8 protein-coding genes are annotated in these 14008 nt (G+C 73.6%); 7 read left to right on the top strand and 1 reads right to left on the bottom strand.

Features of this window, described 5'->3' with window-relative positions:
• Nucleotides 1-70 precede the first annotated feature (70 nt).
• From ABWI07_RS09505 to ABWI07_RS09490, 4 genes are all read left to right on the top strand, one after another.
• Complete coding sequence (locus ABWI07_RS09505; RefSeq protein WP_353818240.1) at nucleotides 71-4414, top strand: SseB family protein; 4344 nt, start codon at nucleotides 71-73, stop codon at nucleotides 4412-4414.
• A complete protein-coding gene (locus tag ABWI07_RS09500; protein ID WP_149262649.1) occupies nucleotides 4411-4779 on the top strand; it encodes a UCP033725 family protein in 369 nt (122 codons plus the stop codon). Before ABWI07_RS09505 ends, ABWI07_RS09500 begins: the two co-directional genes overlap by 4 nt.
• 256 nt (nucleotides 4780-5035) lie before the next feature.
• Complete coding sequence (locus ABWI07_RS09495; RefSeq protein ID WP_353818239.1) at nucleotides 5036-5932, top strand: hypothetical protein; 897 nt, start codon at nucleotides 5036-5038, stop codon at nucleotides 5930-5932.
• A 547-nt stretch (nucleotides 5933-6479) separates the two neighbouring features.
• The gene (locus ABWI07_RS09490; protein ID WP_149262647.1) at nucleotides 6480-6899 is read left to right on the top strand and encodes a hypothetical protein; all 420 of its coding nucleotides are present in this window, start codon (nucleotides 6480-6482) and stop codon (nucleotides 6897-6899) included.
• A gap of 175 nt (nucleotides 6900-7074) precedes the next feature.
• On the opposite strand, the gene ABWI07_RS09485 is transcribed toward ABWI07_RS09490, so the two are convergent.
• Nucleotides 7075-7887 (bottom strand): TrmH family RNA methyltransferase, encoded by an 813-nt coding sequence (locus ABWI07_RS09485; protein ID WP_353818238.1) that lies wholly within the window; start codon nucleotides 7885-7887, stop codon nucleotides 7075-7077.
• Nucleotides 7888-8217: 330 nt separating this feature from the next.
• Between ABWI07_RS09485 and ABWI07_RS09480 the strand changes: the two genes are divergently transcribed.
• The 3 genes from ABWI07_RS09480 (at nucleotide 8218) to ABWI07_RS09470 (ending at nucleotide 14005) form a co-directional block, all read left to right on the top strand.
• The gene (locus tag ABWI07_RS09480; protein WP_353818237.1) at nucleotides 8218-10500 is read left to right on the top strand and encodes a substrate-binding domain-containing protein; all 2283 of its coding nucleotides are present in this window, start codon (nucleotides 8218-8220) and stop codon (nucleotides 10498-10500) included.
• Nucleotides 10501-10791: 291 nt separating this feature from the next.
• Nucleotides 10792-12306 (top strand): RNA polymerase sigma factor, encoded by a 1515-nt coding sequence (locus ABWI07_RS09475; protein ID WP_353818236.1) that lies wholly within the window; start codon nucleotides 10792-10794, stop codon nucleotides 12304-12306.
• A 211-nt stretch (nucleotides 12307-12517) separates the two neighbouring features.
• Nucleotides 12518-14005, top strand: coding sequence for an RNA polymerase sigma factor (locus ABWI07_RS09470; RefSeq protein ID WP_353818235.1), 1488 nt, complete (start codon nucleotides 12518-12520; stop codon nucleotides 14003-14005).
• Nucleotides 14006-14008 lie beyond the last annotated feature (3 nt).

Here is a 14008-nt window from a genome sequence, read left to right as displayed (position 1 = left end):
GTGCTCTTTAATCCTGTTCGCCCATGTAGCGTAGGCAGTCGCGCGGGGACGAGCACGCTAGAAACAGGGGGTGGCGACCGTGGCCGACGCGTGGCGACCCACGTCGGAACTCGAGCACCGACTGCAGGAGACCGTACGGGCCGGCGACCAGGAGAGCTACTTCCGCCTCCTCGCCGACAGCGAGCTCGTCATTCCCGTTCCGCCCGACCTGGTGGACGGCGTGCTCGCCGGGGAGGCGCAGCCGTCGTGGCCCACCCAGGAGGAGGACGGCCGGGTCCACGTCCTGGTTTACACGTCGGCGGCGGCGATGCGGGCGTGCCTCGGCCCGGCCTACCAGCACTTCATGACCGTCCGGTTCGGCGACATCGCCGAGGGCTGGCCCGACAACCGCTGGTGGCTGGCCGTCGACGCGCCCGCGCGCGGCGTCGCCGCCGCCCTGCCGATCGAGGCGCGGCTGCCCGCCTGGTTCGTCCGGCAGGTCGCCGAGGGCGACGGCCGCCCCCCGCTGGTCGGCCGCGCGACGCCGCCGTGGGAGGAGCTGCGCGACCAGCACCGCGACCTGCCCCGCGAGGCGCCGCGCCCGGAGTTCCAGCCGGCCAACGACGTGGAGCGCGAGCTGCTGCGGGCCGCCGCGAACAACGACCACGACCTGTTCCTGCAGACGCTGGCCGCCACCGACGTGCTGCTGCCCGTCCCGGACGAGACGGACTACTCGCTGCGTCCGGGCCGTCCCGGCTTCCCCTGGCAGACCCGCGAGGTCGACGGCTCCACCGTCGTCCCCGTCTTCACCTCGCCGGAACGCCTGGCCGAGGCTTCCGGGCCCGGCACCGAGCACATCACGCTGCCGTTCACCGTCGTGCTGCGGTACTGGCCGAACCACGACTGGGCGCTCGCCATCAACTCCGGCTCCCCCGCGGGCGGGACCGTCCTCGCGCAGCAGCTCCCCGGCCTCGCCACCTGGGCCGACCGGCGCGCCGCCCAGCGCATGACGGAGCGTTTCGAGCCGCAGAACGACATCGAGCAGCGGCTCTTCGACGCCGGGCGCCGGGGCGACACCGAATCCTTCTTCAAGATCCTGCTCGGCGCCCAGGTGCTCGTGCCGGTGGACGCCGAGACGCCGTGGGGCATCGTCCCCGGGGACGGCGAGTTCCCGTGGCGCCCCGTCCCCGTGCACGGCCGGACGTCGATCCAGATCTTCACGTCGCTGAAGTGGATGAACGAGGCGATCGGGTCGTCCCGCTTCATCATGCCGAGCCTTCTGGAAATGGTCACCGCGTGGCCCGACGCCTCCTGGACGCTCGTCCTCAACCCGGGCACGCCCATCGACGCGTCCATGCCGGGCGACCAGGTCCGCACCCTCAGCGGGCCGCCCGCTCCCCCGTCCGCCGCGGCGCCGCCGGCTCCGGCCGCGCCCGCGGTGCCGGTGGCCCCCGCCGTGCCGGCCGACCCGCCGCAGGCCGGTGAGCCGGGACGCCACCACGCCGACGCCCCTGCCGCGCCTCCCGCTCCGGCCGCCGGCGCCGCCGGACCGGGCCGCCACGCGAGCGCCGCGCCCACCGACGAACCCGCTGTTCCCGCACCCGGAGCGCCCGCGGAGGCGGGACGCCACCACGCGGGTCCCGGCCCTGTCGCGCAACCCGACCCTGCGGCCGGTCCCGGGCCGAGCGGTCCCGCCGAGCCGGGCCGTCCTGAGACCGCGCCTCAGGCACCGGCCCACTTCGGCGAGTTGGGCGCGACCCCTGGAGAGCCGGGCCGCCACCACTCGGCGGGCCCTGCCATGCCTCACGCCGCCTCAGCGGGCGGAAACGACACCACCGGTCCCGGTGCGCCCGAGACCGGCGCACCCGGCGTACCTCCCCAGCCCGCATCCTCCGGTGCGGACACGCCCGTCCCGCCGGACGCCGCGGGCGGCGTCCCGGCCAACGAGCCGCCGAGCCCCGCACCGGGCCTGCCGGGAGGCGCGGGCCGCCACTCGGACCCGTCCAGCACGGCCATCGACCCGGCCCTCCTGGCCGGACTGGACCCAGCGGCCGCTCCCGGCCCGACCGGCCAGGCGGGCGGCGTCATCGAGCCCGGTCCTCCCGGCTCCGCGCCTCGGGACGTCGAACTCCCGGGCCGCCACCACGCTGGCGCGCCCGGCGCGACCGACCGGCCGGGCATCGGAGCAGAGCCCGGCCTCCCCGAACCCGCACCGCAGGCCGACGAGCCGCTAGGACCCGGCGCGCCCGGAGACGCGGGTCGCCACCTCGCAGGCACGCCCGGCACCCCCGCCGACGCAATCACTCCTGAGACGCCTGCAAGCAGCGTCCCGGAGCCCGGCCTTCCCGGACCCGCACCGCGGGCCAACGAGCCGCTAGGACCGAGCGCACCAGCAGACGCGGGTCGCCACCTCGCAGGCGCACCCCGCACCCCGGCCGACGCAACAGCACCCGAAGTGCCCGCCCCTGCAAGCGGCGCCCTGGAGCCCGGGCTTCCCGGAGCCACACCTCAGGCCGACGAGCCGCTAGGACCCGGCGCGCCCGGGGACGCGGGCCGTCACCTGGCAGGCGCACCCGGGACCCCGGCCGACGCGATCACTCCTGAGACGCCTGCAAGCGGCGCCCCGGAGCCCGGCCTTCCCGGACCCGCGCCTCAGAGCAACGAGCCGCTAGGACCGAGCGCACCAGCAGACGCGGGTCACCACCTCGCGGGCGCGCCGGGCAGCCCGCTCAGCGCTGCCACTCCCGGTCCTGCGCCTCAGGACGTCGACCCCCGGGGCCCCGTGCCGGATGGCGCGGGCCGTGCCTATGCGGCCCCACCCGGGCCGGGCGCAGACCCTGGCCACATGGCCGGACGGGACGACCCCGGTGCGCCCCGCGAAACCGCGCCGGGCGGTGCCGGTGAGGTGGGCGGCCCCGCGACCGCCGGCGTCGGACCGCGCGTGCCGGAAGAGGCCGACCGTCGTGTCGCCGGTCCTGGCGAGCCCCGCGATGCGGCGCTTCCCGGGCAGGCGAGCGGACGGGACGCAACCGACCAAGGCGCGCCTTCCGCCACGGGCGGCCTCATGGAGACCGGCCCCCAGGTCAACGAACCTCCAACCCCGGAGGACGTGGAGCGCCACCAGGCAGGCATGCCGGGGACGCCGCCGCAGGACGCGGCCGACACCGCCCAGAGCGGTCGTCACGACTTCGCCGACCACGCGGCTCCAGGCGAGGACGCGAACGCGTCCCCTGCCGTGGGTGCCGCTGAGCCGGGCGGCCCCGCAGCCGTTCAGCCGACCGCAGGTCCGGCGCCCCAGGATGCCGCGCTCCCCGGCCAGGCGGACGGCCGGGACGTCACGGGTCCCGGCCGCGTCGAGGACGGCGGGAGCGCCGCACCGGCCGGCGAGGCCGCTTCGGGGCGCGCGCTGCACGCCGTCGGGGAGCCCGAGCCCGCGTTCGAGCCGGGGAACCGGATCGACCAGGAGCTCTACGAGGCGGCCGCGAGCGGCGACTCCGACGCGTTCCTGCGGGTGCTGCTGAACGCGAACGTGCTCGTGCCGATCCCCGACGACGCGCCGCTCGAGGTGACCCCGGTCCAGCGGGAGTTCCGGTGGGACGCGGCGCTGCGGGACGCGGTGTCCGTGCAGGTGTTCACGTCGCTGGTCCGGTTGCGCGAGGTGCTGCCGGAGTCCCGGTTCGTGTACGCCGACTTCCGGGAGCTGATCGGCGCGTGGCCCCGGGAGGACTGGGCCATGGTCCTCAACCCGGGGACGCACATCGGGGCGTCCCTGCACGGCGACCAGGTGCGGTCGCTCAGCGAGTGGGCGGTGCGGGTCGGGCTCGTCCCGGGGCGGCCGGAGGTTCCGCTGCCGCCGCCGCGGCGCGAGCCGGTCCCGCAGATGCCGGCGGCCGACCCGGAGGACCGCGTCTCCTCGCCGACGATCATGCAGAAGGTCGTCCCGCACGGCCATGTCTCCTGGTACCTGGAGCAGGGGTACGACCGGGTCGGTGGCTTCGTCCACTCGACGGCCGACGTGGCCGAGCTCCAGACGCCCGGGCAGCTCTACGAGGCGCTGGGGCTGCTGTACGCCGACTCCCCGTTCTCACTCGACGACGAGGGCGTGTACGTCGTCCGGTGGCCCGCGTACTGCCCCGACCTGTACCGCGTCCCGTTCGGGGGGCGGGACGAGGAGGAGATGGCGTCCTGGGGCGAGGCCGGCTGGGTCGTCGAGCGGCCGCCGTTCGTCGGCAGCGGCTTCGCGCCGGGAAGCGCCGGATCGATCCGCGAGTACAAGGTGGCCAGTGTCCGGCTGCCGTACGGGGCGGAGATGTACTACCTCGGCAGGGACCGGTCCGAGCGGTTCATCGCGATGTACGATCCCGACCGGCTCGCCTGGCTGCGGCCGGACGCGAACGCCGACGCATGGGACGGACGGACGGAGGCCGCGCAGTGATCCGGGACGGGTACGTCGCGCGCTGGCTCGGCCGCGACTTCGAGGCGGCGCCCGGCGCCGACGGCGAGGTCCGGCTGTACGCGCCCGGGCCGACGGACGGGTTCGAGGAGTTGCGGCCGGGACGCTTCCGCCGCATCGTCCCGGCGTCCGAAGTGGAGGACCTCCGCTACGTCCGGACGACGTGCCGCTGGCGCGGGGAGCGGTTCGTCATCGTCGGCGAGCATGAAACATGGATTCGTGTCGAATACGTGGGCGGGCTGGCCCCGGTCGCCGAAAGGCTGGGGCTGGAGCGCGTCGACCAGGGCATCTGGCAGGCGTGGGCGCCCGGCTCGGAGATCGAGGACGTCCGCGAGGAGTTCGTCTGACCCTGGATGGGCTTGATTTGGCCCTGGGATCCGTGTTCGCATGTCTCCCGAGGCGATCCCTCGGAACGGAAGCGTTCAACGGCGACGCGACGGAGGTGCGGCGGCAGTGATCTGCCGATCGGCGGTAAAACCGATCTTTGTTGGGCTCGGCACGGCGGCCATCCTCGCCGCCGGAGGCGCATCGGCCGTCGCCGAGGTCACGCCCTCCCCCTCCGGATCGGATCCCGCGTCCCCTGCCGCCCCAGGTGAACTCAACGTGGGCGTCGCCTCGTCGGCGACCACGCTGGACCCCGGTGACTCCCTCGACATCACGACGACGGTCAAGGCCGTTGGCGGTGACGTGGCGAACATCAGGGTCACCAACGTCACGGTGGTGTCCAAGAGCAACGGGGTGCCCCTCAAAGGCGCGACCGTGAGCGGCGCCTGCGGGGCACCGTTCGAGGCCGAAGGGTGCGCCATCGGCGACCTCGCCGACGGGAAGACCGGTGGCCCCGTCAAGTCGCACGTGACGGTGCCCGAGGAGGGCCCGAAGGCCACGACGACGTACACGATCACCGTGACCGTCGACGCGACCGACCTCTCTCCCGTCTCCGGGACCACGACCTTCAAGTACGTCGTCCCGTCCAAGCCGCCCACGAAGACGCCCACGCCGACCCCCACGCCCTCGAAGACGCCCACGAAGTCGCCGTCGCGCAAGCCCACGAAGCCGTCGACCACGCCCTCGCACTCCTCCTCGTCGGGGACGTCGCACGGCGGGTCCGGCGGAAGCGGGTCGTCCGGCTCCGGGAACGGCACCGGGGGCGTCAACACGAGCGGGTCGGTGCAGACGTCGCCCAACTCGTCGTTCGACGCGCGGAACCCGCAGGTGGCGCTGCCGTCCATCCAGGCGCCGAACCCGTCCGTCGCGCCGAGCCCGAGCGCCGGGGCGGAGACGCCGCAGAGCCGGCTCCAGGGGAACAAGACGCCCGTCGCGCAGGACCTGACGTTCGAGCGGATGGCCAGCACCCAGATCGCGTGGCTGGCGGCGCTGCTGGTGGCGTTCTCGCTCCTGCTGACGCAGCTGCGCCTGGGCCGCCGCCGGGTCCCGGCCGGGGCGCCGAGGCGGCCGAGGGGAACGCACCGGCGGCCGCGGGGCGGCATGTTCGGCCGCTGAGCCGGGCACGTCTCAGTCCTTCATCCGGCTGATCGCCGCGGGCCATGCGCCGGTCACGCGCGCGACGGGTGGCCCGCGTTCCTTGGAGGTATGCCTGTCGCGGTCGCCCCCCAGCTCGGCGCGGCGTCGGGCATGTCCCCGAAAACGGCGGAGCCCGGGAAGAGAATCTCACAAGAGGCCGCAGAACCGGTCCGGAAATATTTGGACCCTCCGGCGGCGTTCCAGCAATGCAGCCCTCTTCGCCCGCCCCAATCCGCTGATGGAGGACGCCGTTCCTCCTGCCCGCCGCCGAACGGCGCGGGATCGGCGGGCCCGTTCCAAGGCGAGCGAAAACCCGGGGCCGCACGGAGCGTCTTGACGATTATCGGCGGGCGTCCGGAAGGCCCGGCGAAACGGCGGGTACGCGGCGCGCGTACCCGCGGATTCCGCCGCCCGTCCCGGCCGACTCGCCGAGAGGAAGCGGTTTGAGGCTCTCAGAGATGGTTATTTTCCCGAAGCGGCTGTTCCTTGCCAGCGCCCTTACTGCCCCCGGAAGAGGTGACCGGTAATGGAAATTCGGACAGACGGCGGCGTGCCGGAGTCGGACGAGATCGCGAACCTGCGCGCCCAGGCCGAGGCCGGAGACCGCGACGCGGCCGGACGGCTGGGCGAACTCCTCGCGAAGCACGGCGACCTGGAGGACGCGCTGCGGGTGTGGGCCCGCGCCTACGGCGACGCCTCCCCGACGACCAGGCGACTGGCCGAACTGCTGGCCGACCGCGGCGACCTGAGGGCGGCCGTCGAAGTGTGGCAGTTCTCGGACCCGGTCCGGCAGAACCCGGCCGGCCTCCACGAGGACTTCCTCGCCGCGCTGGACACCGACGAGCTCATCGACTGGGAGGACGACCCGGAGGACTGGGCGTCCATGGAGCGCGAGCAACTGACAACCCTCCTGACCGAGCGCGGCGACGAGACCGCGCTCGCGTAGTCGCGGCCCCGGCGAACGGACGGCGCATAAAGGCTTCGGAGGTCTTGGCGGCGGCTTCTCGGTCTCGTCCGGCCGGCCATTCCCTTTCCTCGACCCGCGGCATGCGGAATCGAAGACGCGAGTCGCTTGATCCTGAAGATGAGGTGCCGAACGGATTGGCCTCCCGCGGGGGCCGTCAACGCATGAGGGTGTGGCAGGCGATGGCGGCGGCCGCGGTGACGTTGAGGGAGTCGACTCCGGCGGACATGGCGTCCGGGCTCATGGGGATGCAGACCGGTTCGTCGGCCTCGTCCAGCCAATGGGACGAGAGGCCGTCGCCTTCCGAGCCGAGCATCAGGGCGACGCGATCGCCGAGAGGAGCCTTGTCCAGCGGTGTGGCCGACTGGGCGGGGGTCAGGGCCAGGAGAGTGAATCCGGCGGCGCGCAGTTCGCCGAGGTCGTCGTGCCAGTTGGCCATGCGGGCGTAGGGGATCGCGAAGACGGCGCCCATGGAGACCTTGACCGCGCGGCGGTACAGAGGGTCGGCACACCTCGGCGACAAGATGATCGCGTCGATGCCCAGCGCCGCGGCACACCTGTATATGGAGCCCACGTTCGCGTGGTCGACCAGGTCTTCGAGGACGAGGATGCGGCGCGCTCCCGAGAGGACGGTCTCGATCGACGGCAGGGGGAGGCGTTCCATGGACGCCAGCGCGCCGCGGTGCACCTGGAAGCCGGTGATGGCCTCCATGGTGGCGTCATCGACCAGGTAGGCGGGGGCGTCGAGGCCGTCCAGGAGGTCGGCCAGCGGCTCGGTCCAGCGGCGGGCCATCAGCAGGGAGCGGACGGGGTGGCCGGCGGCGACCGCGCGGCGGATCACCTTCTCCCCTTCGGCGACGAACAGGCCGTGCTCGGCCTCAAGGCTCTTGCGGAGATTGACGTCGCGGAGCCGGACGCAGTCCGCGAGGCGCGGGTCGGCGGGGTCGGAGACGGGGATGAGGCTGGCCATCCCTCAAGTCTGCCGCCGGGCGCGGAGTGCCGGGGCGTGCCGGGAGTGTGGCCGGGTTGCATAACGGCCCGGCCGTGTCGCGGAGTGGCCCGGTCGCGTCGCGGCCGGATCCGGCCGCCGGCGGGTCCATATGTCCCACTGTGCGGGATAATCCACCTCCCCTTGTACCGCCTCGATCGCTGGGCGTGACGGTGGCGTACACTGCCAGGCTCGTCAGGCCATACGCTCATGACCTGCGTCATTATCAGTTTTGAGTCCTTTGTAACCTCTGGGGCGTACTACTACAGTGCCGGGGAACATCGGCGGGTTTCAGGTGAATCGAGGGCAGCCGTGAGCGGACGTCATCGCAATGACTTCCCGGAGGGGCCGGGTGAGGGCGGGTACGACCCGTCCAGGCCCGTTTTCGGCCCGGCCAACGACGGGTCGTCCGACTGGTTCGGCGCACGGGACAGCCAGGGCCAGCCGCTCGCCCAGCCCCAGGCCGGCCCGCAGGGCGCGCCGCCCGGCATGGCGCCGGGCGCGTCCGGCGAGACGCCCGAGTGGTTCACGCCCCGGCAGTCGTCCGAGCAGCCGGTCTACGGCTCCGGTCCCTACGGCGCCGCGTCCGGGTCGGGCGGTTACGGGGGCGGCCGGTACGGCGAGGAGCCGAGGACCGGGTCCCCGCAGGGCCGGCCCGCCGCGTCGCCGCTGGCCGGGACGGGCTACAGCGAGTACGACGCCATCAGCAGGTCGGACGGCGGCGAGTCCGGGTACTTCGGCGGGTCCGGCGGGCGCGGCGACTCCGGCGGTTACGGCGGCGGTTCTGGTGGCTCCGGCGGTTACGGCGGCGGTTCCGGGGGTTCCGGCGGCTATGGCGGCGGGTCCGGGGGCTACGAGTACGGGCGCCGCAAGCGCAAGCGCAGCGCGACCGCGCTGATCGGCCCGATGGCCGGCGCCGTGGGCCTGGCGCTGCTGCTCGGCGTGGGCGTCTACGCGTTCGCCGAGAGCGGCGGCGGCTGCTCCGGGGACGGCGCGCTGAACCTGGCCGTGGCGGCCGCGCCCGACATCGCGCCGGTCGTGGAGAAGGCCGCCGGACGGTTCAACGACGGCAAGCACAAGGTCGACGGCAAGTGCGTCAAGGCCACCGTGAAGCGGACCGAGCCGTCGTCGGTGACGACGCTGCTGTCCGGGCAGGCCGTGGCGGACGACCGGCCGGACGTGTGGATCCCCGACTCCTCCCTGTGGATCTCCCTGGCGCAGTCCGGCGGCGAGAACGGCGACAAGAGCGGCGTCGTGTCCACCAAGACCTCGCTGGCCTCGAGCCCGATCGTGGTGGGGCTGCCGCAGACGCTCGCGGCGCAGCTGAAGAAGCAGGGCATCACCGCCAGCCCGTCGTGGGACAACCTGCTGAAGGCCGCCGGCGGCGTCGCGGGCGGCGCGGTGACCAAGAACCAGATGATCCCGGCCGGAACGGTGCGGCTCGTCGTGCCCGACCCGATGCGGAACGCCGCGGGCATGGGCTCCCTGATGGTCACCAGCACGCTGCTGGCCAACGACCCGAACCGGGACTCGATCTTCACCGGCATCGTCCGGACCGTCCGGGAGAGCACCGTCCCCGACACGAAGGCGGAGTTCGACCACTTCCGCAAGGACCGCACCGGCAAGCAGCCGATCTCGCTGTCGTCGGAGCAGGCCCTCTACGCCTACAACCGGACCAAGCCGGCCGAGCCCGCGGTGGCGCTGTACCCGATCGAGGGCACGCTCTCGATGGACTACCCGTTCGCCGTCACCACCAAGGACGACGCGCGCGGCAAGGGCGCCCGCCTGCTCGAGCAGGCGATGCGGACCGAGGCGACCCGCAAGGACGTCCTCGACGCCGGGTTCCGGACGGCCGACGGCAAGGCGCCGTCCGGGTTCGGGCAGGCCGCCGGCGTCAGCCCGGCCCGGCCGCGGCAGCTGCCCTCGCCGAAGAGCGAGGACGTCGCGAAGGTCATGCAGGCGTGGGCGAAGCTGTCGCTCGGCCTGCGCCTCCTGACGCTGATCGACGTGTCCGGGTCGATGGCCGAGAAGGTCGGGCCGAACGTCAACCGGCTCCAGGCCATCGCGCAGGTCTCGCAGGGCGGGCTGAGCATGATGTCCAACGACACCGAACTCGGCCAGTGGCTGTTCTCGACGAACATGAACGGCAAGACGCCGTACAAGGAGACGGTGCCGATCGGCGCGCTCGGCGACCGGATCGGGTCCACCACGCGGCGCGGCCTCGTCCTGTCGACGCTCAACCAGATGAGGCCCAAGTCGGACGGCGACACCGGCCTGTACCGGACCATGCTGGCCGCGTACAAGATGATGAACGACTCCTACAAGCCCGAGTTCGGCAACTCGATCCTGCTGCTCACCGACGGGAAGAACGACGACCCGGACGGCCCGTCGCTGCAGGACACGCTGAAGCAGCTGAAGGGCATGCAGGACCCGAACAAGCCGATCCAGGTGAACATGATCGGGTTCGGCAAGGGCGTGGACAAGAACGAGCTGGAGCAGATAGCCGCGGCGACGAACGGCAACGTGCAGGTCGCCATGACGCCCAGCGAGATCTCCCGGATCTTCCTGAAGATGCTCTCCCGCCGGATCCAGTGATCACCGTTCGGTGATCTTCCGGATGCGCCAGGTAGTTCTGGATATTTCCCTGCGTTCGGTGTCAACCGGGCGCGGGGGTCGATCGTCAATCTATGTGGAGGCCCGACGGGGAGCGGGGCCGTCGGGCCTCCGACCTTCTTCCCTCCCTGGCCCGTGACGGGGAGGCGGCCGCCGGTCGGACGACCGATCGGGGCCGGGAGAGCGAACCGCTCCCTCTGAGATCTTCCAGCCCGTCCCCGGCGTCCCGGACGCCCGGACGAGGATTCCGAGCACAGCCCGCGGGAGGACTTCGTGTCCGGTTGGCCCAGTCTCGACCGCGCCGACGACGAGCGTCTGGCACGGACGCTCGCGGCGGGCGACCCGAGCGCCCTCATCCAGGTCATGGACCGCTACGCGGCCCGCCTGTACGACTACTGCCACGCGCTGCTGCGCGACCAGGAACAGGCGGCCGGCGCGCTCCACGACGCGCTCGTCGCCGCCTACGCGCACGTGTCCGGCCTGCGCGAGCCCGACCGCTTCCGCGGCTGGCTGTACGCGCTCGTCCGCAACGAGTGCATGCGGCGGCTGCGCGACCCGAACCGTCCCGCGCAGCGGCACGAGGCGCCCGAGGTCGAGGACGGCTTCCTCGACGACGCGGAGCACGCCCGGCGGCAGGAGGCGCGGCGGCTCGTCCACGGCGCGCTGTCCGGCCTGCGCGGACGCGAACGCGAGTCGCTCGACCTGATGCTGCGGCACGGCCTGGACGCCGGCGAGATCGGCGGCGTCCTCGGCATGGACGCGGCGCAGGCCGCGGAGCTGACCGCCGAGGCCCGCGCCCGCCTGGACGACGCGCTCGCCGCCGCCTACATCGCCCGTGCGGGACGTGACGCCTGCCCCGAGGTCGCCGCGATCGCCGACGACGCCGGATGGCCGCTGCCGCCGCCGGTCGTCCGCAGGCTCGTCCACCACATCGAGGGCTGCGGGATCTGCGGTCCCCTGCGCGACCGCACCGTCTCCGCGGCGCGGCTCCTGCAGGTGCTGCCGGTCGCGATGATGCCGACCGACCTGCGCGGGCACGTGATGGCGACCGCCACCGACCCGTCGCTGGCACCCGACTTCGACGCCATCGCGCACGCGGCCGAGCCGTTCGACGCCTGGGGCTGGCCCGGCATGGTCGAGCAGGAACCCGTGCGCGTGGCGCCCCGAGACGGCTCCGGCTCGCGCGGGGTGTGGGCCGGGCTGGCCGCTGCCGCCGCCGTCATCGCGGTCGTCGCCGCGGCGTACTACCTGATGTCCGGCTCGTCCGGCGAGCGGACGGCGGCGGAGGGGCCCTCGGGCGGGGCGTCGGCGTCCGTCGTCGAGCCGTCCTCGCCGACCGAGTCCGAGGAGCCGTCCGACACGCCCACGCCCACGCGGACCGCGACCCCGACGCCGACGACCACCTCGCCGACGCCGACCCCGACGAAGACGCGCGAGCCGTCGCGCTCGGCCCGTCCGACCGCGACCCGCACCCAGCCGAAGGCCGGACGGCTCTCGATCGGCTCCTGCACGATCGAGGGCGCTGGTCCGGGGAGCTGCAACATCCCCGTGCGGGCCGTCGGCGGAACGGCCACCTGGTCGGTCACGGGCGCGTCCGGCGGTCTCAGCGCCAGCGGCGGCGGCACGCTGCGCAGCGGGCAGGTCGGCTACGCGCGCGTCAGCGGGGTCTGCGACCCGCCCGGGGGTTCCGGAACGGTCAGCTTCTCCAACGGCGACGCGCGCACCGTCACGCTGTCGTGCCCGCCGGACGGCGGAAACGGGGGCGGAGGCGGCCAGGGCGGGCGCTGATCGGAAAAGTGACCTAGATCACGTTTTCCTCCGCAGGGGCCGTCTCACAAGGCGATACGGATACGGCGCGTACCGGATCCGTCACTAAAATCCACTCATAAGGGAGAAATTCCAGCAACTTGGTGGCAAGATCAGGCAACCGAGTCGGCCGACCAGGGGTCGGGGCTCGTCGGGGCAGATCAGTACACCGAATTCGACTGGGAGGGTTCCCGTGGCCGGTGAGCCAGGGGCCGCGCAGAATGACGACCTCAGGCTGGCGGACTCGCTGCGAGCCGGGGACGTCATCGCGCTGACCGAGGTCTACGACACCTACGCGCCGTTCCTCTTCGACTACTGCCACGGCCTGCTGCGCGACCGCACCGAGGCGGCCGGGGCCCTGCGCAACACAATCATCTCCGCCCGCGAGCACGTGGACCGGCTCACCGAGCCGGACCGGCTGCGCGGCTGGCTCTACGCGATCGCCCGCAAGGAGTGCATGCGGCGCCGCGACAGCCCGAACCGGCAGACCGGGCAGGAGGCGCCGGAGGCCGAGGACGAGCTGGCCCCCGAGCAGCTCGCCCGCCGCGAGGAGCGCCGGCTGCTCGCGCACAGCGCCCTCGCCGCGCTGAACGGGCGCCAGCGCGAGGCGATCGACCTGTCGGTCCGCCACGAGCTGGACGAGGTGGACCTGGCCGGCATCTTCGGCATGCCGCTGGAGGAGACGCTCGCGCTGGCGGAGAAGGCCCGCGAGGACCTCGCCGCCGCGCTGCACGCGGCCCTCATCGCGCAGAACCACTGGAAGGACTGCCCGAGCGTCGCGGCGCTGACCGAGTCGTGGCCGCTGTCCCCGCAGACGTCCACGGCGCTCGTCCGGCATGTGGAGAACTGCCCGGTGTGCGGGGCGCGGGAGACGCCGCCCCTGCCGCCGGACCGGCTGCTGTCGGTGCTGCCGATCGCGGCGATCCCCGCCGACCTGCGGCTGGACGTGCTGACCGCCGCGACCGCCGAGGACCGGGCCGGGAACCGCCGCGCCATCGCCGCCTGGACCAAGCCGTTCGACGAGTACGGCTGGCCGCTCCCCTACCAGCCGACCGCGCCGCGCGCCCGGGACCGCGCGCCCGCGCGGCGGCGCGCGCCGCTGCTCGCCGCCGCCGCGGTGGGCGTCGGCGTCCTGGTGCTGTTCGGCGGCGCGATGGCGTGGCTCGGCGGCGGGGACGACGGGACGAACGCGGCCGCGACCGGTCCCGTCTCACCCGGCGGCAGCACCCCGCCCGGCGGTTCGGCCGCGCCGGAGCCGATGCCGACCGACCCGACGTCCCCCACGTCGCCGACCGCCTCCCCGACCGAGTCGAAGTCGCCGTCGAAGTCGCCGTCGCCTTCGGCGTCCAAGACCGCGTCGGAGGCGCCGACGAGCAAGCCGCCGGCGCCGCCCACGTCCAGCGCGCCGAAGCCGCCGAAGCCGGGCACGCTGTCGGTGAGCGGGTGCGACATGGGCCGGGGCAGCTCCTGCACCGTCACGGTCAGGGCGGTGGGAGGCCCGGTGAACTGGCAGGTGAGCGGCACGGCCGGGCCCGTCCGGGCGGGCGGCTCCGGGCACCTCGACGCGGGCCAGAGCGGCGGCGTGCGGGTATCGCGCTCATCCGGCTTCTGCTTGGGCCAGCAGACCGGCACGGTGTACTTCTCGTCCGGCGCCTCGGCGACCGTCACCTACCGCTGCTGAGCG

Source organism: Actinomadura sp. NPDC000600, from assembly GCF_040492135.1.
Taxonomy (GTDB): Bacteria; Actinomycetota; Actinomycetes; order Streptosporangiales; family Streptosporangiaceae; genus Spirillospora.
Note: the sequence above shows the minus strand (reverse complement) of the source record. Positions and strands in the feature narration are given on the sequence as shown.

What these genes read in the sequence shown, in the direction of transcription:
- ABWI07_RS09490 (WP_149262647.1), top strand. Translation starts at nt 6,480, where the DNA reads ATGGAAATTCGGACAGACGGCGGCGTGCCGGAGTCGGACGAGATCGCG.
- ABWI07_RS09485 (WP_353818238.1), bottom strand. Translation starts at nt 7,887, where the DNA reads ATGGCCAGCCTCATCCCCGTCTCCGACCCCGCCGACCCGCGCCTCGCG.